General features: G+C 53.7%; 22 protein-coding genes. 15 read left to right on the forward strand and 7 right to left on the reverse strand.

From position 1 onward, the window contains the following. The first annotated feature begins 203 nt into the window (after nt 1-203). Entirely contained in the window at nt 204-1,802 is a 1,599-nt protein-coding gene (locus CEK60_RS09035; protein ID WP_038482507.1) for an isocitrate lyase, read from the forward strand. A gap of 276 nt (nt 1,803-2,078) precedes the next feature. Then, nucleotides 2,079-2,546 (forward strand): glycine zipper 2TM domain-containing protein, encoded by a 468-nt coding sequence (locus tag CEK60_RS09040; protein ID WP_030070161.1) that lies wholly within the window; start codon nt 2,079-2,081, stop codon nt 2,544-2,546. A 122-nt stretch (nt 2,547-2,668) separates the two neighbouring features. On the opposite strand, the gene CEK60_RS09045 is transcribed toward CEK60_RS09040, so the two are convergent. Continuing rightward, entirely contained in the window at nt 2,669-2,950 is a 282-nt protein-coding gene (locus CEK60_RS09045) for a hypothetical protein (RefSeq protein ID WP_089038733.1), read from the reverse strand. Nucleotides 2,951-3,129: 179 nt separating this feature from the next. Between CEK60_RS09045 and CEK60_RS09050 the strand changes: the two genes are divergently transcribed. Next, nucleotides 3,130-3,612, forward strand: coding sequence for an FKBP-type peptidyl-prolyl cis-trans isomerase (locus CEK60_RS09050; protein WP_009722554.1), 483 nt, complete (start codon nt 3,130-3,132; stop codon nt 3,610-3,612). A 64-nt stretch (nt 3,613-3,676) separates the two neighbouring features. On the opposite strand, the gene nikR is transcribed toward CEK60_RS09050, so the two are convergent. Then, the gene (nikR, locus tag CEK60_RS09055) at nt 3,677-4,078 is read right to left on the reverse strand and encodes a nickel-responsive transcriptional regulator NikR (RefSeq protein ID WP_038482498.1); all 402 of its coding nucleotides are present in this window, start codon (nt 4,076-4,078) and stop codon (nt 3,677-3,679) included. 106 nt (nt 4,079-4,184) lie between these two features. On the opposite strand from nikR, the gene CEK60_RS09060 reads away from it, so the two are divergent. From CEK60_RS09060 to CEK60_RS09080, 5 genes are read left to right on the forward strand one after another with little or no spacing between them, the layout of a single operon-like run. Continuing rightward, nucleotides 4,185-5,765, forward strand: coding sequence for an ABC transporter substrate-binding protein (locus CEK60_RS09060; RefSeq protein WP_089038734.1), 1,581 nt, complete (start codon nt 4,185-4,187; stop codon nt 5,763-5,765). Beyond that, entirely contained in the window at nt 5,756-6,736 is a 981-nt protein-coding gene (locus CEK60_RS09065; protein WP_232471493.1) for an ABC transporter permease, read from the forward strand. Before CEK60_RS09060 ends, CEK60_RS09065 begins: the two co-directional genes overlap by 10 nt. Further along, the gene (locus tag CEK60_RS09070) at nt 6,733-7,533 is read left to right on the forward strand and encodes an ABC transporter permease (protein WP_089038736.1); all 801 of its coding nucleotides are present in this window, start codon (nt 6,733-6,735) and stop codon (nt 7,531-7,533) included. Before CEK60_RS09065 ends, CEK60_RS09070 begins: the two co-directional genes overlap by 4 nt. 15 nt (nt 7,534-7,548) lie before the next feature. Beyond that, nucleotides 7,549-8,403 carry an ATP-binding cassette domain-containing protein gene (locus CEK60_RS09075; RefSeq protein WP_089038737.1) on the forward strand — a complete coding sequence of 285 codons (855 nt, stop codon included), beginning with the start codon at nt 7,549-7,551 and terminating at the stop codon, nt 8,401-8,403. Next, a complete protein-coding gene (locus tag CEK60_RS09080; protein WP_089038738.1) occupies nt 8,396-9,040 on the forward strand; it encodes an ABC transporter ATP-binding protein in 645 nt (214 codons plus the stop codon). The genes CEK60_RS09075 and CEK60_RS09080 overlap by 8 nt, the downstream gene beginning before the upstream one ends. On the opposite strand, the gene CEK60_RS09085 is transcribed toward CEK60_RS09080, so the two are convergent. The 3 genes from CEK60_RS09085 to CEK60_RS09095 form a co-directional block, all read right to left on the reverse strand. Continuing rightward, nucleotides 8,997-10,184 carry an MFS transporter gene (locus tag CEK60_RS09085; RefSeq protein ID WP_089038739.1) on the reverse strand — a complete coding sequence of 396 codons (1,188 nt, stop codon included), beginning with the start codon at nt 10,182-10,184 and terminating at the stop codon, nt 8,997-8,999. The two genes, CEK60_RS09080 and CEK60_RS09085, sit on opposite strands and share 44 nt — an antisense overlap. A gap of 36 nt (nt 10,185-10,220) precedes the next feature. Further along, the gene (locus tag CEK60_RS09090; RefSeq protein WP_089038740.1) at nt 10,221-10,859 is read right to left on the reverse strand and encodes a C40 family peptidase; all 639 of its coding nucleotides are present in this window, start codon (nt 10,857-10,859) and stop codon (nt 10,221-10,223) included. Between the two features lie 107 nt (nt 10,860-10,966). Next, entirely contained in the window at nt 10,967-13,432 is a 2,466-nt protein-coding gene (locus tag CEK60_RS09095; protein WP_089038741.1) for a DUF1266 domain-containing protein, read from the reverse strand. A 112-nt stretch (nt 13,433-13,544) separates the two neighbouring features. On the opposite strand from CEK60_RS09095, the gene CEK60_RS22800 reads away from it, so the two are divergent. Further along, nucleotides 13,545-13,673 carry a hypothetical protein gene (locus CEK60_RS22800; RefSeq protein WP_269768702.1) on the forward strand — a complete coding sequence of 43 codons (129 nt, stop codon included), beginning with the start codon at nt 13,545-13,547 and terminating at the stop codon, nt 13,671-13,673. Between the two features lie 18 nt (nt 13,674-13,691). Here the strand turns inward: CEK60_RS22800 and CEK60_RS09100 are convergent, their stop codons facing one another. Next, on the reverse strand, nt 13,692-13,934 hold the full coding sequence (locus CEK60_RS09100; RefSeq protein WP_009722543.1) for a GlsB/YeaQ/YmgE family stress response membrane protein: 243 nt from the start codon (nt 13,932-13,934) through the stop codon (nt 13,692-13,694). Nucleotides 13,935-14,093: 159 nt separating this feature from the next. On the opposite strand from CEK60_RS09100, the gene CEK60_RS09105 reads away from it, so the two are divergent. Genes CEK60_RS09105 through CEK60_RS09120 form a run of 4 tightly spaced genes read left to right on the forward strand, consistent with a single transcriptional unit; the run spans nt 14,094 to nt 17,630 of the window. Further along, entirely contained in the window at nt 14,094-14,963 is an 870-nt protein-coding gene (locus CEK60_RS09105) for a D-hexose-6-phosphate mutarotase (protein WP_089038742.1), read from the forward strand. Between the two features lie 60 nt (nt 14,964-15,023). Continuing rightward, nucleotides 15,024-15,212 (forward strand): hypothetical protein, encoded by a 189-nt coding sequence (locus CEK60_RS09110; protein WP_038482470.1) that lies wholly within the window; start codon nt 15,024-15,026, stop codon nt 15,210-15,212. 4 nt (nt 15,213-15,216) lie between these two features. After that, the gene (locus tag CEK60_RS09115) at nt 15,217-16,605 is read left to right on the forward strand and encodes a YcjX family protein (protein ID WP_089038743.1); all 1,389 of its coding nucleotides are present in this window, start codon (nt 15,217-15,219) and stop codon (nt 16,603-16,605) included. After that, complete coding sequence (locus CEK60_RS09120) at nt 16,602-17,630, forward strand: YcjF family protein (RefSeq protein ID WP_089038744.1); 1,029 nt, start codon at nt 16,602-16,604, stop codon at nt 17,628-17,630. The genes CEK60_RS09115 and CEK60_RS09120 overlap by 4 nt, the downstream gene beginning before the upstream one ends. On the opposite strand, the gene CEK60_RS09125 is transcribed toward CEK60_RS09120, so the two are convergent. Further along, the gene (locus CEK60_RS09125) at nt 17,627-18,529 is read right to left on the reverse strand and encodes a LysR substrate-binding domain-containing protein (protein ID WP_089038745.1); all 903 of its coding nucleotides are present in this window, start codon (nt 18,527-18,529) and stop codon (nt 17,627-17,629) included. The two genes, CEK60_RS09120 and CEK60_RS09125, sit on opposite strands and share 4 nt — an antisense overlap. 107 nt (nt 18,530-18,636) lie before the next feature. Between CEK60_RS09125 and betC the strand changes: the two genes are divergently transcribed. Both betC and CEK60_RS09135 read left to right on the forward strand, forming a co-directional pair. Beyond that, nucleotides 18,637-20,175: a choline-sulfatase gene (gene betC / locus CEK60_RS09130; protein ID WP_089038746.1), complete on the forward strand. Its 1,539-nt coding sequence runs from the start codon at nt 18,637-18,639 to the stop codon at nt 20,173-20,175. Between the two features lie 84 nt (nt 20,176-20,259). Beyond that, nucleotides 20,260-21,900 carry a BCCT family transporter gene (locus CEK60_RS09135; RefSeq protein ID WP_089038747.1) on the forward strand — a complete coding sequence of 547 codons (1,641 nt, stop codon included), beginning with the start codon at nt 20,260-20,262 and terminating at the stop codon, nt 21,898-21,900. Nucleotides 21,901-21,982: the final 82 nt, after the last annotated feature.

Here is a 21,982-nt window from a genome sequence, read left to right on the forward strand (position 1 = left end):
AACGCTGTAACCGACGTTTAAATAAGCGTCTCCACAATGATCACTCTCCGATGCGACGTTTGACTAAGAGACGTTTTGCTCAGAGACAATTGGCGTAGAGACAGCGCGTTAAATTTCGATAATGCTGAACACATCTTCGCAGGTGCAGCATAAGAATAAGCTAACTTGCGAAATAGCTATCATGACCCCGGAGGAAACAGCTTATGTCAGGACTGCTCGACGATATCAAAGCAATGGCCCAACTGCGCGAAGCTCAAGGCGGCAAATGGGAAGCGATCAAACCTGAATACGCTGCACGCATGCGTGCTCAGAACCGTTTTCATACCGGTTTGGATATTGCACGCTACACTGCAAAAATTATGCGTGACGATATGGCGGCCTACGACGCCGACACGTCTAAGTACACGCAGTCTCTGGGGTGCTGGCACGGTTTTATTGGTCAACAAAAACTGATTTCCATTAAAAAGCACTTTGGCACGACTAAGCGCAGTTACCTCTACCTGTCAGGCTGGATGGTAGCCGCCTTACGCTCCGAGTTCGGCCCACTGCCCGATCAGTCCATGCATGAAAAAACATCCGTCGCTGATCTGATCGAAGAGCTGTACACCTTCCTGAAGCAGGCAGATGCTTGGGAGCTTAACCACCTGTTCCGCGCCCTGGATGAGGCCAAAGAAGCAGGCGACAGTGCTCAAGAGCAAGAGCTAATCAGCAAGATCGATAACTACGAGACGCATATCGTACCGATCATTGCTGATATCGATGCAGGTTTTGGTAACGCTGAAGCGACTTACCTGCTGGCCAAGAAATTCATCCAAGCGGGCGCTTGCTGTATCCAGCTTGAAAACCAAGTTTCCGATGAGAAGCAGTGTGGCCACCAGGATGGTAAAGTCACCGTTCCCCACGAAGACTTCCTGGCAAAAATCAATGCAGTGCGTTATGCCTTCCTTGAGCTCGGCATCGAAGATGGCGTTATCGTGGCGCGTACCGACTCGCTAGGCGCAGGCTTAACCCAGAAAATCGCAGTGACTAACGAGCCTGGCGATCTAGGCGACCAGTACAACAGCTTCTTAGATGGCGATGTCATCGAAAATGCTGGCGACATCAATAATGGTGACGTGGTTATCAAACAAAACGGTAAGCTGGTTAAACCGAAGCGTTTAGCGTCAGGCCTCTACCAGTTCAAACCGGGCACTGGTGAAGACCGCGTTGTGCTTGACTGTATCACCAGCCTGCAAAACGGTGCTGACCTGCTGTGGATTGAGACCGAGAAGCCCCACGTCGGCCAAATTGCCAGCATGGTTAACCGCATCCGCGCCGTCGTGCCCGACGCCAAGCTGGTTTACAACAACTCACCGTCATTTAACTGGACGCTGAACTTCCGCCAGCAAGTATTTGATGCCTGGGAAAAAGAAGGCAAAGATGTTTCCGCTTACCAGCGTGACAAGCTAATGGGTGTTGAATACGACAACACTGAGCTTGGTCAGCTAGCGGATGAGTGGACACGTAACTTCCAACGCGATGGCGCTCGTGAAGCCGGTATTTTCCATCACCTGATCACGCTGCCAACTTACCACACAGCGGCACTATCGACTGACAACCTGGCTAAAGGCTACTTCGGTGATGAAGGCATGCTGGCCTACGTCGCAGGGGTACAGCGTCAGGAGATTCGTCAAGGCATCGCTACCGTAAGACACCAGGACATGGCTGGCTCTAATATTGGCGACGACCATAAAGAGTTTTTCCACGGCGACGCGGCACTTAAAGCCGGTGGTAAAGACAACACCATGAACCAGTTCGGCTAATCATTTAATTAGCACGACACAACAGGGGGCTTAGGCTCCCTGTTTTTTTTATAAGCTAGCCTTACAACATCCCTCTCCTGATCAAGCATCGTAGTCACTTTTACACATTGCTTTCTTAATACTTGTCTACACTTTAATCCATGATCTTTCCTGTTGATGGCTAGTCAAAACTAGTCGCTTAGGTTATCTTTGGCGAACGCTGTTCTATAACTAGCTTACGTATTACCCCCGTTGCGGCTTAGCAGCCATGCGGGTCAAGACACACTGGAGGTTTGAATGAAACGTTTACTACCTATTGCAGCATTGAGCATTCTCACGCTGGCAGGTTGTGCCAACACTGCGCCTTATTCAGGTGATGTATACCGTGGCAATCAAGCGCAAACAGGCCAAAGCGTGACCTATGGCACCATCGTGGCGGTCCGTCCTGTACAAATCCAGGCAGACAGCCGTACAGGCAACCTGTTGGGCGGCGGTGGCGGTGCTGTCATCGGCGGCCTGCTGGGTAGTCAAGTTGGTGGTGGCTCTGGTCGTCAACTAGCAACCGTTGCAGGCGCATTAGGTGGCGCAATTGCCGGTACCGCAGCAGAAGACCGCGCTAACCGCATTAATGCGTTGGAAATGGAAATTCGTCGCGACGACGGCACAGATGTGATCGTGGTTCAAAGCGCAGACCGTCAATATCAAGCAGGCCAGCGTGTTCGCCTGATCGGTAGCGGCGCTAACTTAAGCGTAGCTCCTTACTAAGCTCGTATTACCAAACGCTTCCTAGCCAGTAACACAGGTAGCGCCGTAATAGAAAAATGCCCGACCAAGCCTACTTGGTCGGGCATTTTTGTCGCCTTCGTTAATGGCTAACAAGGCATAAGTTAGTGAGCTACTTTATTGCTCGCCCAGCTTGCCAGCTTTGCGATTACCAAACCAATAATGGTCAACAGGATAACGACCAGAAGAATATCGACTGGACGAATCAACGTTGTAGCACCCAACACGGCTAATGCTGCCACCCATAAATAGCGGTTGTCGCCATGTGTTTTTAATACCTCAGGCAGCATTTTATCCAGCCCCTGACTGATACTGCTATCCCAGCGTTTGTTCGCAAAGTAGGCAATTAGCACAAAGGCGATAACCCAAATCAAGAAGATCGTCATAACCAGCTCCAGTGAATGTTGTCTAAAGGGGGAAAAGAAGTTGTCGTAGGGTATCCCCGGTTACCCCGTGGCGCAATAGCGCCAAAGGAGTGGGAGGAGGAAAAAGCCTGTTTACCCCCTGACAAGCAAGCTCTCACGCGTTACCATGTTGGGACATGCACTCACCGAAAGGTTATTAAATGCAAATTGCGCAAAACTCGGTTGTCGCGTTCCACTACACCCTGACCAATGATGCAGGTGAAGTGCTAGACAGTTCCGAAGGCCGTGAGCCGCTGACGTATCTACACGGCGCTGGCAACATTATTCCGGGTCTGGAAAAAGAGCTCGAAGGCCGTGCCGAAGGCGATAAGCTGAACGTAAAAGTAACCCCAGAAGAGGGCTACGGTGAAGTTCAAGAACAGCTGATGCAAGAAGTACCTCGCGATGCGTTCCAAGGCGTTGAAAGCATTGAGCCGGGCATGCAGTTCCAAGCCCAGACTCAAGGCGGCCCGCTGATGGTTACCGTCAAGAAAGTTGAAGGCGACACAGTTGTAGTTGATGGCAACCACCCGCTGGCTGGCCAACATCTTAACTTCGACGTTGAGATTGCAACCGTTCGTGAAGCAAGCCAGGAAGAAGTCGAGCACGGTCATGTGCACGGCGAAGGCGGCGTAGAGCACTAAGTTGCTTAACGCGTGCTTATAGGGGCGGCCTTGGGCCGCCCTTTTTAATGAGCGCCCCCCCACTTTACTCCTCAGGGATAATCACTAACTGCCCATAGCGCACGCTACGTGATGATGTCACTTCATCAGAAAACTGCTTCAACGCGCTACCCTGCCCCTTTAATAACGCCACTTCCAGACAGCTATCATGATTAATATGCACATGAAGCGTCGATAGCGTTAGATCATGATGATCATGAGAGTGTCGGGTTAAGCGTTTCGATAAGTCTCGCGCCGCATGATCGTACACATAGACAAGCGCGCCCATACACGGCGCTTCGGGCGCAACCTCCTCTTTGGCCTGCTTTAACCCACTGCGTGTTAAATCGCGTATCGCTTCTGAGCGGTTTTGGTAGCCGCGCGCATGCATCAATGCATCGACCTCGCTCAGCAGTTCCTCATCCAGCGTTACCGTTACCCGTTGCATATTCTCTCCTAAACTAACGCCGCAAGCGCGGTGCTGCCGTGACTTCCAGCCCTTATAGTATGATGTTATTGTAAAAACATCATACGGTTGGTTTCTGGGGTGCCTCATGCGTCGTACTATCTTACTGGGTCTGGCGGCTACGTGCGTCGCGTTTAGCTCCCCCGCCATCAGCAAAGAGCAATTGGTGTTGGCAATCGGCGGAGAGCCCGAGCAGGGATTCGACCCACTGCTTGGCTGGGGCCAGTACGGTAGTCCGCTTTTTCAATCGACGTTGCTAACCCGCGGACGTGACCTTACACCCGAAGCCGGTTTGGCTACCGCGTGGACACTGTCAGAAGACCGACTCACCTGGATACTCACTCTGCGCGATGATGCCCGCTTTAGTGACGGCACACCGTTGACTGCCAAGGATGTTGCCTACACCTTTAATGCCGCAAAACAAGCCGGTGGCCGAGCCGATTTAAGCGCACTGAACAACGCCAGCGCCATCGATAATACGACCGTGGAACTGTCTTTAAACGCGCCGCGGATTACCTTCATCGATCAGTTAATGACGCTTGGTATCGTTCCTGACGCTAACAGAGAAAACGGTTATCGCGAAGGGTACGGTAGACAACCGCTGGGCTCAGGCCCTTATCGGCTAGTCGAATGGCAAGAGGGTGAGCAACTAATTGTAGAGCGGAATCCCTATTTCCATGGCCCCATACCGGCCTTTGAACGACTGGTGTTTGTATTTACTGGCGAAGAGTCCACGTTAAGCGCGGCCCATGCTGGGCAGCTCGACCTTGCCGCTGTGCCACCAGCACTAGCCACCAATCTGCCAAGTCATATGCAGCGCATCGTCATGGAAAGCGTCGATAATCGAGGTATTTTGTTTCCTATGCAGCCTGCCGCAGGCGAGCAGGCCGCGTCTGGTGCGCCTATCGGTAACGATGTTACTGCCGATAGTGCGATACGCCGGGCGGTTAATCTTGCCCTTGATCGAAACACCCTCGTTGACGTCGCTCTTAATGGTTTTGGACGCCCCGCCTTTGGCCCAGCCGATGGGCTACCCTGGAGCCTGGATGACGAAGCCTTTGCAGCGCCCGACAGTGACCGTGCCAATGCGCTACTCGATGCAGCAGGCTGGGAGCGCCATGCCGACGGGCTACGCTATAAAAACGGCCAGCCCGCCCGTTTTCGCTTGACCTACCCTGCCAGCGACACCACTCGCCAACTGCTCGCCCAGGTAAGCGCCGAGATGGTACGCCCGCTGGGCATTGAGATGCAGCCGACAGGCCGCCACTGGGACGAAATACAGCGTGAAGCACTGCACCAAGACGCCATCGTCTTCGGCTTTGGCAGCCACAGCCCACAAGAGGTGTACTACCTGTTTCATAGCCAGCACGCGGGGTTTGGCTTCTATAACAGTGGCTACTACTCAAACGCGACGGTGGATGGCCACCTAGAAGCTGCTCAAGCGGCCGCAGGGGCAGAAGAAGCTAACCGCCACTGGCAAGCCGCCCAGTGGGATGGCAATACGGGCTATGGCTTTAGGGGCGATACTAGCTGGGCATGGATGGTTAACCTAGCCCATGTATATGCAGCCAATTCCTGCCTGGACCTTGGGGAATTAGGCATTGCGCCTCACGGCCACGGCTGGCCGATTACCGCCAACCTGCTTGAATGGCGCTGGACGTGCGATTGATTAAGATATTGGCAAGCCGTTTAGTACGGCTAGCATTGGTATTGCTGTGCGTCGCGATGGTGACGTTTGGGTTAGTCATGCTTTCGCCTATTGACCCTGTGGATGCCTATCTTGGCCCCCAAATGGCACAGGTAAGCCCCGAACAGCGCGCCCTGATCGCAGAAAGGTGGGGCTTTGATGCCTCGCCTGCCGTTCAGTTTGGTCATTGGCTAAGCCAATTGCTAAGTGGCGAGTTAGGCTGGAGTCATATCTACAATCAACCGGTTAGCGAAGTTATCAATCAGCGTTTCCAACGCTCTTTTATCTTGCTGGGTAGCGCTTGGCTAATGTCGTTGCTTGTTGGCTTTGCGCTGGGCGTCATCGCCGGTGCGAAAGAAGGCTCACCACTCGACCGGCTGATTAGTGGCTACGCCTATGTCACCGCCTCAACGCCTGCTTTTTGGCTTGGCATGCTGGCAGTGCTGCTATTCTCCGTTTATCTCGGCTGGACCCCGACCTGCTGCGCCGGGCCGGTGGGCGTACTCAACCAAGACGTTAGCATGCTGACTCGATTGCACCACTTAGTACTCCCAATGATGACACTGGCCCTGCTAGGCATCGCCACCATCACCCTTCACACCCGCGCACGCATGATAGCGCTGATGAACTCCGACATCGCCCTTCACGCTTTTGCCCAGGGAGCCAGCCGATCAGATATCGCCTGGCGTCATGGCCTACGTCATGCCAGCCTCCCGGCACTAACGCTCGCTTTTGCTTCGCTGGGAGAGTTGTTTGGCGGCTCAATACTAATTGAGCAAGTATTTGCCTACCCCGGCCTTGGGCAAGCCACTGTTGAAGCAGGACTACGTAGTGACGTCCCCCTACTGCTTGGGATAGCGCTGTTTACCGCGCTGTTTGTCAGTGTCGGCAATCTGATCGCAGATAGCCTGTATCCACTTATCGATCCACGCATGGCACAGGAACAGCCATGAGAATGATCCAACCACGCTTAGCCGCCGCTGGCTATATTGGCCTTCTACTCATAGTGTTAGTTTTGCTGATTAGTAGCCCATGGTGGGCAGGTCATAGCGCGGCACAAATGCAGTTTGATGCGCGCCTTATGCCACCGAGCACCAGCCATTGGCTAGGCACCGACGCTTTGGGACGCGAGCTATGGTCGCGAACACTGGCTGGGTTAAGGCTCAGCTTTTGGGTAGGACTAAGCGCTGCGCTACTCGGCACACTCATTGCGTTAACGCTTGCGACGCTGGCGACACTTTCAACCACGTTAGATGCGCTCGTTAGCCTGCTGATTGACACGCTGCTAAGCGTACCGCATCTGATATTACTACTACTGTTAGCCTTTGCTTTAGGTGGTGGTACACAGGCAGTGATTATTGCCGTGGCGCTTACCCATTGGCCAAGTTTAGCCAGGATACTGCGAGCGGAGCTCTTTTCGCTACGCCATGCCCCCTATGTCGCTATTTCCCAGGCACTAGGAAAAAGCCGCTGTTTTATTTTAGTACACCACTTACTCCCCCATTTAATTCCCCAGTGCATTGTTGGCGCACTGTTGTTGTTTCCTCACGCCATTCTGCATGAAGCCGCACTGACTTTTCTGGGCGTAGGTTTAGACCCAACCCAACCCGCTATCGGGGTATTACTCGCCGATGCCATGCGCTACTTAACCGGGGGCTTTTGGTGGTTAGGGGTATTCCCAGGCCTAGGGCTACTGCTGATGGTGCTATCGATTGATCGTTTAGCGGTTCAATTGCGTCGCGCTCTATAACGGGAGGAAGCTAGCATGCTGAATATAGAAAACCTGACGCTGCAATTGCCCTACTACAAGCACTGGTGGCGACGAGAGTGGACCACCTGCGTTGATAACCTGTCGTTAAGCATACAACCCGGTGAAGTACATGCCGTCATTGGCGCATCCGGCGCCGGAAAAAGCCTGCTAGCCTATACGATTATGGGGTTACTGCCGGAAGCGGCAAAAACCAGTGGCCAGCTATTTTTTAAAGACACGCCATTGACCACTGAGCGCCAGCGCCAGCTAAGAGGCCGCCAGCTGGCCCTCATTCCGCAATCGCTCAATGCCCTAGACCCCCTCGCGAGTAGTCAACGCCAAGTCAGTTGGGCGGCTCGCCGGGCAGGGCAAAGCAAAACCGTCGCTTGGCGCAGCGCAGAGCGCACACTCAATCATTATCAGCTCAACCATCACGCCCAGCGGGCATACCCCCACCAGCTTTCAGGCGGCATGGCGCGGCGTGTTTTAGCCGCCATGGCCCAAATCGGCAACGCCAGCCTAATTATTGCCGACGAACCAAGCGTAGGTTTGGACCCTCAACAGCGCGATCGTGTATTGGCCTCTCTAAAGGCGCTCGCGCTTGAGGGGAAGGCCATCATGCTAATTACCCACGATTTGCGCCATGCGTTACCCATAGCCAACCATGTAACGATACTGCGCCAGGGAAAGTGCATTGAAGCCACCCCTGCCATTGCCTTTCAAGGCAATGGGGAACAGCTTAAAAGCACCTATGCCTGCGCACTATGGAATGCTCTGCCCGACAACACCTTTAGTACTCAGGTGCGTGCTAACGAAAGCGCCACCCATGCTGATGCCATCGACCCGCCTAAGGAGCCAACCATTGCTTGATGCGCAAAAAATCACCTTTGGCTTCCGTTCTCAAGCACCTCTATTAACGCAACTTTCGCTATCACTTGAACGGGGAGAATGGCTGGGGCTAAGCGGTGATTCAGGGGCAGGCAAATCTACGCTGGGAAAACTCTTGGCTGGCTTACTGCGGCAACAACAGGGGGCGATTTATAGCGACGATAAGCCATTACTATCTCGTGGACTGCGGCCGGTACAGTGGCTGCCGCAATCACCGGAGCTTGCCGTCAACCCACGTTGGCGAGTAAAGAAAGTACTCTGCGAGGCATGGTGCCCTTCCGAATCATTAATGCAGGACTTTGGCATCCAACCTGATTGGCTATCGCGTTTTCCAACTACCTTATCTGGCGGAGAATTACAGCGGGTATGCGTATTGCGGGCGTTAGCCCCGGGTGTGCGCTATCTGATCGCTGATGAAATCTCAACCATGCTCGATCCCATCACCCAAGTGGAGCTATGGCAGGCAATAAGAAAAGTTGCCGACCGCCACCAACTTGGCGTGTTAGTGATCAGCCATGACGCAGCACTGCTAGCGCGATTGTGTACTCGACGCCTCCATTTAGCCCAAGGTACGCTTAGCGCAGTTCACGACGCTCGAAGCGCCATAAACCAATGCTAATGATTAGCGTGACGCAAAGCAGCAGCCAAGACCCCACCGCTACGCCCTGCCACTGCGCCCAACGCCAAAATGGCTCTAGCCAGAATCCACCAATACTTGCCCCGAGATAGTAAAATACCAAGTACAGCGCTGAGGCACTGCCCCTAGCACCTTGTGCATAGCGACCCACCCAGCTAGAGGCCAGAGAGTGTGCTAAGAAAAAACCAAACGCGTTAATGGTGAGACCAACAATAATCAGCGGCAGAGAATTGGCCAGCGTTACCGCCGTACCTAGCATCAAAATTAAGATGCCCACGCTCATGCAGCTCGCGGGTGAAAAACGTCCGGCTAATCGGCCTGATAGCGTAGAGCCAAGCGTCCCCCCCAGATAGGTCAGAAAAATCAGCCCCAAGCTGCTAGCCGCTAATTGATAAGGCTCACCAGCCAAACGGAACGTGATATAGCTGTACTGATTGATAAAAATAAGAAAGTTAATTCCGCCCAGGCAATAAGCCGCCAACAGCACCGGCGTGCGCAAATGCCCAAGCAGATCACCGGCCGCTTGGCGAAATTTAAAACGCTTGGCTTTAAAGGCTCGACTATTGGGTAGCAGTCGCCAAAAAACTGCGCACCCGATTACCGTCATGATTCCTACCGCTAAAAATGCCGCCGAGGAGCCACCTAAGGTCGCTGCCCCACCGCCTACAATTCGGCCGCTAATACCGCCCAGCGAATTGGCCCCAATATACAGACCAACCGCACTGAGCAAAGCGGGCTTTTCAAACTCATCCCCCATCCATGCAATCGCAACGGCTGGCAACCCGCCCAGCACAAAACCCTGCAGTAAACGCAGCAATAATAAGCTTTCGAACGTAGGTGCAAACGCCAATGCGAGGGAGAGACCGCCTGCTAAGAGCAACGTGATGCGCATAATAGCCTCACGGCCAATCGCATCAGACAGGGGGCCAAATACGAGTAGCGCGAAAGCAAGGGAAAGCGTGGAGGCGGACATCAAAAAACTAACACCTAAGGTAGATACCCCATAGGTGTCCTTCAGCCCGGGGAGCAGCGGTTGCGGGACATATAAGTTGATAAAAACAAGGAACGACCCTAGGCAAAGAGCCGCAGTCGCGCGCCACCAGGCGCGCGTTCTAGCCTCGATCATATGATGTCCACACTAAGCAAAACTGATAGCAGACATTTACGGCATATAGCGGTTACTAAGCTGGGCTAAATTGGTCGGCTCTAGCGCGCGCCGGGACTGCCAATAGTAGCGCTGCCAGTAGCTGTTATCCAAACGAGAGATCATGACTCCCTTGGAAGAGGACGCGTGTAAAAAACGGCCATCCCCTACATAAATGCCCACATGGTTGTATCGACCTGGGGGGCGGAAGAAGACCAGATCGCCCGCCTGCAGCTCTTGGCGGTCGATCGGGCGTCCCTCATGTACTTGATCATAGGTAGAGCGTGGCAGCTCTAAATTAAATGTGTCACGAAACACATTTCTTACCAGAGCAGAGCAATCAATGCCTTGTTTCGAGGTGCCGCCAATTCGGTACGGCGTCCCCGCCCATCGCTGATGCTGCTCTAAAAGTGCTTGCCGAATGATCGTAGGTGGCGGCGTCTGAAGGCTACGCAGTTGGCCAGTGGCGTTACTGACCGGGGACATTGCGAGGTTTTCACCTTCTGCCAATCCCGGCAGCGCCATTGAGAAATAATTCTCGGGTGGCTCCATGCCCTGGCGTGAGGCGGAGCCCGCACAACCAGTTAAAACAGCGACAACAGCACAAACACTTACAACACGGACAGCGGTCACAGCGGGGTGTGGTGACGCAACCATGCGATTAACCTCGTAACAATAAAAATATTTAATGGGAATGAGGTATGAAAAAACTCATTTTTTTCAAACCCTGGACTATAAGCTAATTACCCTGTGCTTGGCGAGCTTCAATGCAAAATTCGCTGATCGCCCGGTAACGTATCGATATGTAGCGGCGCAAAGTGGCGCGGTTTATTACCAGGAAAATCAAGGCTCGCCCAGGGACCAGCCAGTATAGGGGCGCCACACAACCATGCGACTAACGCCTGCCGAAACCCAGCCAGAAAGCTTTCTCGCTCAGGTGTTTCGCCCATAAAAAACGAAAAACCGGCGTACATTCCCGCGGAGTACTCTTGCCAGCCAGAATAGTGATTAGCCGCCAGCTTATAAGCACGATCCAACACGTCGGCAAACGCTTGCCGGTCTAACCAACCAAGCTGGCGCGCCGCAATGGCGAGGTCGACTAATTGAGCAATGTCCCAGGCAGCCATATCTACATCGTTACAACCATCTTCATTACTTTGCACCCGACGCAGGCGGAGCAGATGATGGCGCTCCTCCTCGGCACAATCACCCGACTCTAAAATAGCGATTTCGGCATCTAAGCGATCAGGATTAAGTGTGTAGGGCGCATAGTTAATCTGGTACTCCTGACGATCCCCAGACTCGAGCATGAAGGTCAAGAATTCCTGCATGTCATCAGCACTGGTCAGATGATAATGGCTTTCCACCCATTCACGGATATCAGCGCACTCTCTAGGGCTTTCCACTTGAGGCTCACTCCACACAGCGCTATTAAGCGGCCCAACCAGCGACATGGCCGTAAAATGACTTAGCGTTGGCCGTTCACCAGGTTCACACCACGCATCAGGATGCCAATTCAACCAATGGAAAAGACTGCCGGGATCCTCTAAGTGCCAGGCAATTTCATTAATTAATGAATCGTGCTCCGGCTCTGGTAAGCAGCTTTCCCAAGCAAACCATGCTTCAAGCAAACGCTTTGGTGTGGCATAAAAGCGACACAGGCAACTACGCAAAGCGCTGGCATGCGTCATCAGTGGTTCACGCTCAAATAGGCTGCTATCCAGCGCCATATGTAAGTAAAACGCGAACTTCTCTGCCATATGAATAGTGGCAGCATGACGGCTAACCCCTTTTACTGCATTACGCTGCTTTAGCTCGTCAGGCGTAGGCTGACCAAACGGCGTCTGCGATGGCGGTATAACGCCATGAACGGCGTCTGCGGCAAGCTGATTAAGATGGTGCGCCTGGGCCGGTAGCCAATAGCGCACCAACGCTTGGTGTCCCTCATCAGCATGCAGGTCTAACGAATCCTGAAGGTAGACCGCCGCCTCGGCTCGGCGCTGCTCTGAAATAGGCGCTGATGGATTCAACTGACGCAGCATTACATCAGGTTCTCGCACGCTGGCCAGGGCCAGTAACCAATGATGGGAAGTATTCCTCCACTGTTTAATGCGTTCACGAGATGCACTCAGCGTTGGCTCATCCAGCAGCGAGCTTAGTGGACATTTCCACGGACTATGAGGCGCCTGCGTCAGGAGCTTATGCCGTGTACTCGGCGTCATACCACGCCGATCGACCCCTTCAAACAAGCTTTGGCCTCGCATATAGGCTTTCAGCACCGCGTACCAATCATGGTAACGACGGCTTATTAAGTCAGCCGCATGCGCTGCCAAATCATCAGCCTCCGCTTGGCTTAACCAGCCGCAGCAAGCGCCCGCCCACGCCAATTCAACCAGGCGTAACCAGTCCCAAGCGGCCCACTCCAGTGGCTCACCTTGGCTGACGAATGTAGTCAACACCGGTGCATAAGGGGCATCCGCAACAGCACCCCGCTGCCACTCTTGGCGCTGAGCATGGTCCATAGTGAGCAGTTCACGGGCTTCGATATCCCAGCTCTGCCGCTCCCCCTGGGCGCTTAACCACAGCATCACTTCAAGCAACTGATCGCGATCATGAACCTGCCAGATACGTGCTAGCCATTCGGGGGCGTCTGGCCAGTCAGCAGCACTTGCCGGGTAACTGAGCACAGAGCGAAAAAGCGCACATAGACGCCACGGCTGTGCTGATTGGCTCTCTGGCCATAGCGCCTGGGGTTCACATAATCGTGCCAGTGCGGCATCAAGAACTTGCCAAGTGATGCCTTCGCCTTCACTTTCTAAATCCGCTAGCGCCTGACAAGCGTCAATAAAGCGATCATCCGCGCCGGTTTCCCACCCTTTCACGCCAAGCGCTCGGCGCAGGTCGGAAAGCCAAGCGCGCAGATCGCTGTAGTCAGACGTAATACGAAGGGTAATATGATGCGCCCACGTTTGCGCCTGAGATTGTGTCAGCCAGCCTGCCGCGCCTGCTAGCGCTGCCCACTCTAGCGCCCCCAATAGTCGATCAGCTTCACCGGCTGGGGCATCCAGCGCAAAAAAGAGCTGATCAGCCAACTCGCCACGGTGTGCAATACCCAGCTGTAGCAGACGTTGTTCGGCCGCTCCCGCATCCACCGTCAGCGGATGCGGCGTAAAGGCCCAATCACACAGCACAAGCTGTTGAGCCCACCAGGCATTCAGTGCATCGGCCAAAAGACACCTCTAAGAAACAGGAAGCTATTAATGAAAATAAAAAAGAGTGAGCAGCCTACACAATAAGGCCGCTTAAAATAAAAAGAGACGCCGTTGTAACGACATCGTCAAAATGGCATTGCTAAGAGGGCATAGTGTAACGGAAAGTGGCGCGCAGGCCGATAGCGATGAAACGTTAAAACGCGGCAAAAAACGAGCGCCTAAAACAGCACTGCCCGGCGCAGGGCCGGGCAGCAAATAATGCACTAGGTTGGCTATGCTAAGCGCTTTTAACTTTACTGATTATCCATAACAACACGACTGCACCGACGGTTGCGGTCACCAACGAACCGATAAAACCGCCCGCTTGCAGACCTAACAGGCTAAATAAAAACCCGCCAAGCACTGCGCCAACAACACCGACACCAATATTGCCCAAAATACCAAAACCACCGCCACGCATGATGTTGCCAGCGATCCAGCCAGCCAAACCACCAATAATCAACCACGCAATAAAGCCCATAGTGCCTCCTTGATGTTCACTTTCGTCAGGGTTTTACCTATAACATCTTAACTGCAACGTTTTATCCGCAGTGTTTTACGTATAACTGTTGCTTGTCCTACCATAGCACACGGCGCTACTGTCCTGCCCATTTGATCCCCTTCCTTACAAGGAAACCCTATGATTCCCGATTCTCTCAAGCAATTACTGTCCGATGTAGACGGCCACCAGCAGGTAACCTGGCAAGGGCGCGACATAGCGCTGTTCAAGATGGCTTGGGGAGAAATAGCAATTAGCCTACAGGGCGCACAAGTGCTGCATTTTGCACCCGCTGACGACACCGGCTGGCTTTGGGTTACCCCCACACCCCAGGCGCTTCCAGGTGCGATCCGTGGTGGTATTCCCCTATGCTGGCCCTGGTTTGGCGACGAACGCTATGCCGATGAAAGCCCTGACCGTAACGGCCCTTTTCACGGGCTTGCTCGTCACGCTCAGTGGCGTTTAGACGCGATTGATGACCATGCTGAAGGTATTGAAGTGCATCTCTCTCCTATCGAGCGTCTACATAGTCAGCTAACCGCTCGCGTCGTCATTCAAGCGAATGCCCAACGCTTGAACGTCGAATTAATTAGCGAAAATATTGGCGAAGTACCGGTCAAGATCAGCGGTGCGCTACATACCTATTTGGCGGTTAGTGATGTGCACCAGTGCCGCCTGGAAGGGTTGGCCGGCGCACGTTATTTAGACAAACTGCGCGGTTTTGGCGAAGACCAACAACAGGGTACGCTGGCTATTCGCGGCGCCGTCGACCGTATTTATCACACCAATGAAGCCGTACTGTTGAACGATGGGCAGCGTACGCTGCGTATTGCCAAACAATCCAGCGACTCCACCGTGGTGTGGCACCCAGACAGTGATTTGCCCAGCGATACGCCAGCCGACGCGGCACGTCACTTTTTTTGCGTTGAAGCTGCTAACACCCGCCTAGATCCAGTATGGCTAGTCCCCGGCGCACAACACCTATTAGGTACGACATTAAGCCGCGGTTAATCCTCGGTTCATCAAGGCTTTGTTATCATCAAAGCAATTAATGTTTTTAAGGGAAACATAATGGATCCACAGCAATGGCTGGAGGCTGCCACCTTTGCCTTTAACCTGATCGGCATGGTGGTATGCTTAGTTGGCTTAACACTTGCGCAAAAAATGCAGCGCCGCTGGCCAGGGTATAGCGTCGCTGTGGTTGGGTTTATCATCGCCACCCTACCCATGCTTTCCCAGGTTGTACTAATAAGGAATTGATAGGATGCGCCAGCCGTTAAGTCGCGAACTGAGCAATTTATTAGAGCGAGGCCGTGACCGGCAATTAAGGCTGGCGGTAACGGGGCTGTCTCAGGCAGGGAAAACCGCGTTTCTAACGTCACTGGTTAACCAACTGCGCCACGCTGGGGTAGAGGCTCAACTGGACTTGTTACCCGCCGCCCGTGAAGGGCGTTTGCTCGGTGCGCAGCGGTTGAACCAGCCTGACCTTGGCGTGCCGCGTTTCCCCTATGATCCTGGCATGGCGGCGCTACGTGCGACGCCGCCGCGCTGGCCCGAACCCACCCGTGGCATCAGTGAACTGCGCTTACAGCTACGCTACCGCCCTGCCCAACAAGGCTGGTTCACCCCAGACATTGCCCACTTAACCCTCGACTTGTTCGACTACCCAGGCGAGTGGCTGCTGGATTTACCCCTGTTACAGCACGATTTTTACAGCTGGTGCCAGGCGCAGTCACTGCATGAAGGACCACACCGGAAGGTGTTATTCAGCGAATGGCTAGCGGAGGCTGAACAACTAGACCCTGCCGCCGAGGCTGATGAAGCTAAACTGGCAGCGCTCGCAGATGCCTATGCCCAAGGTCTTCGCCGGGCCAAACAAGCAGGATTTTCCGATCTTCAGCCAGGACGTTTTTTGCTCCCTGGCGAGCTAGATGGCGCGCCAGTCCTACAATTTTTTCCGCTACCTGAATTAAATGCACCAAAAGAAACCCTGGAAGCACTACCTGATACTAGTATTTACGCCACCTTGGCCGCGCGCTTTCGCTACTATCAGCAGCAAGTGGTACGGCCCTTTTATCGTGACCATTTCCGTCGTTTCGACCGTCAGATTGTGCTGGTCGATGTGCTTGGTGCGCTTAATGCCGGGCCGGAACGCTTTGAAGACCTTTCCCATGCGCTGCGCCAACTGATGCAAAGCTTCGATTACGGCAAGCGCAGCCTGTTGACGCGCCTATTTGCGCCGAAAATAGACCGTCTGGCCATTGCTGCAACTAAAGCTGATCACGTGACGCCCGACCAGCACGGCAATGTTGTGCAACTGCTGGAGGCGTTACTCGCTGAGCCACTTAAAGACCTGCGCTTTGCCGACATTCCGGTGAAGGCATTGTCACTGGCAGCCATACGCGCCACTGAAGCCCGTGAAGTGCTCCACGAAGGCAAACGCACCCCCGCGCTAAAAGGCACTACCCTTGAAGGTGAAGACGTACTGGTCTACCCGGGTGACGTGCCAAACCGCCTTCCGAAACCCGACTTTTGGCAGCAGCAAGGCTTCGACTTTCCCAGCTTTCGCCCAATGTCTGTTGACAGCGAAGCGCTTTCACACATCCGCATGGACGCCGCTATCGACTGGCTGATTGGAGATAAATTGATATGAGTAATCCTCAGCCGCGCCGGGATTTTCAAACACAAGAAGCACCCGCCCTCAGCCCCGAACAGTTGCGGCAGCGTGAAAGCTTTGCCGCGACTGAATCGCATCAGCCGCTGACTCCCCAGGCAGACATCAAAGCACTTCCGGAAGCGAGCCTGAGCACACCCCGAAAGCGCCGTTGGGGGTTGATGTTTGCCCTGGTCGGCGGTGCTACGTTGGGCAGCGTAGAACTGGCCACCGGCATTCCAGACGCCTTTTCCCAGTCACAGTGGATGACCATGGCCTGGCAGCTGTTTGGCATTAGCTTGATCGGTTTAGGCGGCTTGTCGTTGTTGAAAGAGCTTGGCCGTCTGCGCCGTTTAAAGCGCCATGATCGATTACGTCATGACCTCGCCGAGCTGCCACAGCGCTCTACCAAGCAAGCCCAATCCATGGCAGAGCAGCTCAAGCGCCAGCTAAAACTGAGCGACGATGATCCTCATTGGCAGGCGTTTCAACGCGCCTGCCAGCCCCACCATAGCGGTGAAGAGATACAAACACTGCTGCGCTACCACCTACTGGCACCCCGCGACCGCGAAGCCCAGCGGCTGATTACCCGTATGTCCGGCGAAACGGCCATTACGGTGGCTATCAGCCCACTTACATTGGTGGATATGGCACTGGTGGCCTGGCGCAGCCTTGCCATGGTCGACAGACTCTGCCGACTTTATGGATTGGAACTAGGCTATGCCAGCCGTCTACGGCTTTTCCGTAATGTGCTGCATAACATGGCCTTTGCGGGGGCCAGTGAACTGGCCACTGACGCCAGCATGGATATGCTTTCGCTTGATTTAGCAGGCAGGCTTTCCGCCCGTGCGGGCCAAGGCTTGGCCACGGGCCTGCTGAGCGCCCGTTTAGGGCTACGCGCCCAGCGTCTATGTCGCCCGGTGGCCTTTACGGATGAAGAGCAACCCAAGTTGGCCGATCTACGCCAAGACCTGTGGAGGCAAATCAAACGGCTCGATAAAGAGCCCGTTGCACAAGATCGTTAAATGGGATGGTTCGAGGCGATCCAATCGAGAAACGTGCGTTTGCCAGCCCCATTGTCATTTGGGTTGGCATCAATGATGCCGTAACCATTAGGCGTCGCCAGACTGAGATGCTTCAGTCCGACCAGCATGCCACGCTCAAGCATGTCTTCGACTAGCCCTCTCCAACCCAGCGCTACGCCTTGTCCTGCAATCGCCGCTTGAATCAACAGCGTATAGTTATTGAAATCCAATTCGGAAGATTGCCCATAAGGCGTCCCGCCCATTTGCTTGAAGTATGTCGGCCAATCCAGCCAGTGCTGCCGTTGATCAGCGGTAAGGGTCAGCATGGGGACTTCAGCAAGCGATGAGAGCTGTTCCAAAGGGCCGTACTGCTTCAAAAAACCAGCACTACAGACGGGAAAAACCTCTTCCTGAAACAATGGAGAAGCGTTTTTCATCCCCCGTTCATCACAGAACATAATGGCCACATCGACCTCTTGCCCTCTCCAATCAAAGACTTCCTGGCTAGTTAAAATGCGCACGTCGATATTAGGGTGCTGCTGCCGAAATATCGGCAGCCGCGGCATCAGCCAGTAAGCAGCCAACGAAAAATCGGTCAAAATATTGACGTGCGGATTATGCTGGCGATGCTGCAGCCGTTCGATCGTCTCCTCGATGATCGAAAACCCCTCCTGAACACTGGCAAACAGCGCATGACCAGATTCGGTCAGTCGCACGCCACGGTATACCCGGTCAAAAAGCCGCAAGCCAAGCTCTTCTTCCAACGCCCGAACCTGCTGGCTGACCGCCGACTGGGTCGAACGCAGTTCATGAGCTGCTGCAGTAAAGCTCAGATGTCTGGCTGCTGCCTCAAAGACTCTCAATCCATTCTGCGACACCCTTTTACCCGCCACTGACATTAGCTCACCTAATGGGAAACATTAAAAAATAGCCAGTTTACAGCATAACGGATTAGCAGAGAGACTGGTTAAGAATTGATACGCGCCACGACCTGGAGTTTCTGCACATGACTGCTCGACAACCTAACATTCTCTTTCTGATGGCCGACCAGATAGCAGCCTCGGCGATGCCCTTCCACGGCCACCCCATCGTAAAGACTCCCCACCTCTCACGATTGGCAGATGAAGGGGTAGTGTTCGACTCAGCCTACTGCAACACCCCGCTGTGCGCGCCATCTCGTTTTACGCTGATGGCAGGTCAATTGCCGTCACGTATTGGAGGTTATGACAATGCCGCTGATTTTCCAGCGGACACTCCCACTTTCGCCCATTATCTACGCGATGCTGGTTACTACACTGCCCTCACCGGCAAGATGCATTTCTGCGGCCCTGACCAGTTGCATGGTTTCGAGGAACGGCTGACCACCGACATCTACCCGGCCGACTATGGCTGGTTTGTCGACTGGGAAAACTTTCATGAACGGCCTAGTTACTACCACAATATGTCGTCGGTGATTCAGGCGGGGCCATGCGTGCGCTCCAACCAGCTCGACTTCGACGATGAAGTCGCTTTCCGAGCAAAGCGCTTTCTTTACGATTATGCCCGCAATGGCGAGCAGCGTCCCTTCTGCCTGACCGTTTCAATGACGCACCCACACGACCCTTACACCATCCCTCAGGAGTACTGGGACCGCTACCAGCACGACGCCATCGACATGCCACGGGTGCCCTATTCAAGAGAGCTGATGGATCCACACTCCAAGCGGCTGCGTCATGTTTACCAGTGCGATGAGGGCACCATCAACGATGAGCAGATCCGCAACGCGCGCCATGCTTATTATGGGGCGCTAAGCTATGTCGACGATCAAATCGGTGACGTGCTTAAAGCGTTGAAGGAGACTGGCCTCGCTGAAAACACCATCATTGTTTTCTCAGGTGATCACGGTGATATGCTCGGCGAGCGCGGCCTGTGGTACAAGATGAGCTGGTTCGAGGGCTCGGCACGCGTGCCGATGATTATCCATGCGCCACAACGCTTTACTCCAGGCAGGGTGCGTGAATCGGTGTCGACCATGGATCTGCTGCCAACGTTTGCCGAACTAGCCCACGGTGGAAGTGCACCGGAGTATGCCGTGCCGATTGATGGTCGCAGCCTCTTGCCGCACCTGACGGGTAACGGTGGTCACGACGAGGTAATCGGCGAGTATCTTGGCGAAGGGGCTATTGCACCGCTACTAATGATTCGTCGCGGTCGTTACAAATTCGTCCACACTGCACCAGACCCAGATCAGTTATTCGATCTCGAAGCTGATCCGCTAGAGCTCAACAATCTCGCCGAAAGCCCTGCTTATCAGGAATTATGTAAGGAGTTTCGCAATGAGGTCGCCAGTCGCTGGAACTATGAGCAAATGCATAATGAAGTGATTGCCAGTCAACGGCGCCGCAAACTGGTTTCGCGGGCCCTTAAGCAAGGCAAAGTGACGCCATGGGATTATCAGCCCACTTTCGATGCCAGTACCCAGTATATGCGTAACAACATAGACTTGGACGACCTAGAGCGTCGAGCACGTTTATCAGCCGCCGCCTCCGTAACAAACAACCGTTGATTCATCATTTAACCACTACCACCCTAAAATAAAGATGATAAGACGGCGGATGCGCCCATTATTAATAATAAGGGAAATTCTATTATGAGCACTAAAAGCGACCCTGAGTCGCCGCCTATGGCTAGTGATATGCAAACCGACTACGTGGTCGGGCAGGATAATATCGAGGGGAGCTTTGGCCCCATCGGATTTGATATCCATAATCGCGTTTTTGCTGTATCCGCCCTTTCTTCGGTCGTGTTTATTATCCTTACGCTGCTATTTCCTGAACGCGCAGGGAGCATTTTTCAGTCGATCGTCGCTTTTTCCACGGGAACCCTGGACTGGTATTTCATGATCCTGGTGGATTTCTTTATTCTGTTTTGCTTGGCACTCGTGGTCTTGCCTTATGGATCAGTCAGGCTAGGGGGGCCTGACGCTCGCCCGGATCATAGCTATCTCTCTTGGTTTGCAATGCTGTTCACTGCAGGCATTGGCATCGGCTTACTGTTTTTTGGCGTTCTAGAGCCGGTTTACCACGCCAATGTTTCGCTGCCTTTAGGTATTACGTCGCCCTTCGGAAGTGATGGAACACTGAACCCAGACGCTATTGCGGATGCTAGTGCCATGGGGCTTGCGGGCACCTATCTTCACTGGGGGCTGCATGGCTGGGCGGTGTATGTTGTGATGGCTCTCGCACTGGGCATTTTTACCTATAACAAAGGCCTGCCATTTTCGATACGTTCAGCATTTTTTCCAATTCTGGGCGAACGTGTCTGGGGCTGGTGGGGTCATGCCATCGACATTCTGGCAGTGTTTGCCACTCTCTTCGGACTGGCCACATCCCTTGGGCTTGGCGCACAACAAGCGAATGCGGGGATGAACTTCGTCTTTGGCATGGAGGTAAACACCACCACCCAGGTGATCGTCATCGTGCTGGTAACGGCAGTCGCGCTAGTGTCAGTATGGCGCGGACTAGAGGGTGGCTTAAAGAAGCTGTCTGAATTCAATATGATCCTGGCTGTATTGTTTTTCTTCTTTGTATTGTTTGCCGGCCCAACGTTGATTGCGCTAAGCGGTTTCATGTCCGGGCTTGTCACCTATGTTGCTGACTTTCTGCCTCTATCTGCCCCTTTCGGCCGTGACGATGATGCCTACCGTCAATCCTGGACTATTTTCTACTGGGCGTGGTGGATCAGTTGGGCACCTTTCGTCGGCATGTTTATCGCCCGCGTGTCACGAGGCCGTACAGTGCGAGAGTTCGTGCTCTGTGTGCTGCTTGTTCCCAGCTTGTTCATCTTTATTTGGATGGGCGTCTTTGGCGCTACGGCGTTAGATCAGCTCTACGAAAACCCCGCCAGCAGCTTGGTTAAAGAGTATGTTATCGACAACTACAGACCTGAATTATCGCTATTTGGCATGCTTAATGAGCTGCCTCTGACAGGTATTATGTCCACCTTAGGTATCGTGTTGGCACTGATATTCTTTGTTACCTCGTCAGACTCGGGGTCTTTGGTGATCGACACTATCACGGCCGGCGGAAAAATTGACGCTCCCCGCCCACAGCGCATGTTTTGGGCAATTGTTGAGGGGCTTATCGCTATCGTACTGCTGATTGGTGGCGGCTTATCAGCGCTTCAGGCAGGCGTGACAGCAACGGCCATTCCATTCTCAATTGTTATGCTGTTGATGTGCTACTCGATCATTAAAGCGCTGAATGGCGAGTTAAAGCATATGCGCCGCTAACGAGGACATTAGGACGATAGTAAAGAGCCTCTGCTAACATCAGCAGAGGCTCTTTACTTATCAGTACGACATGACACTACGC

Source organism: Halomonas sp. N3-2A, assembly GCF_002216165.1.
In the GTDB taxonomy this organism is placed as follows: Bacteria; Pseudomonadota; Gammaproteobacteria; order Pseudomonadales; family Halomonadaceae; genus Vreelandella.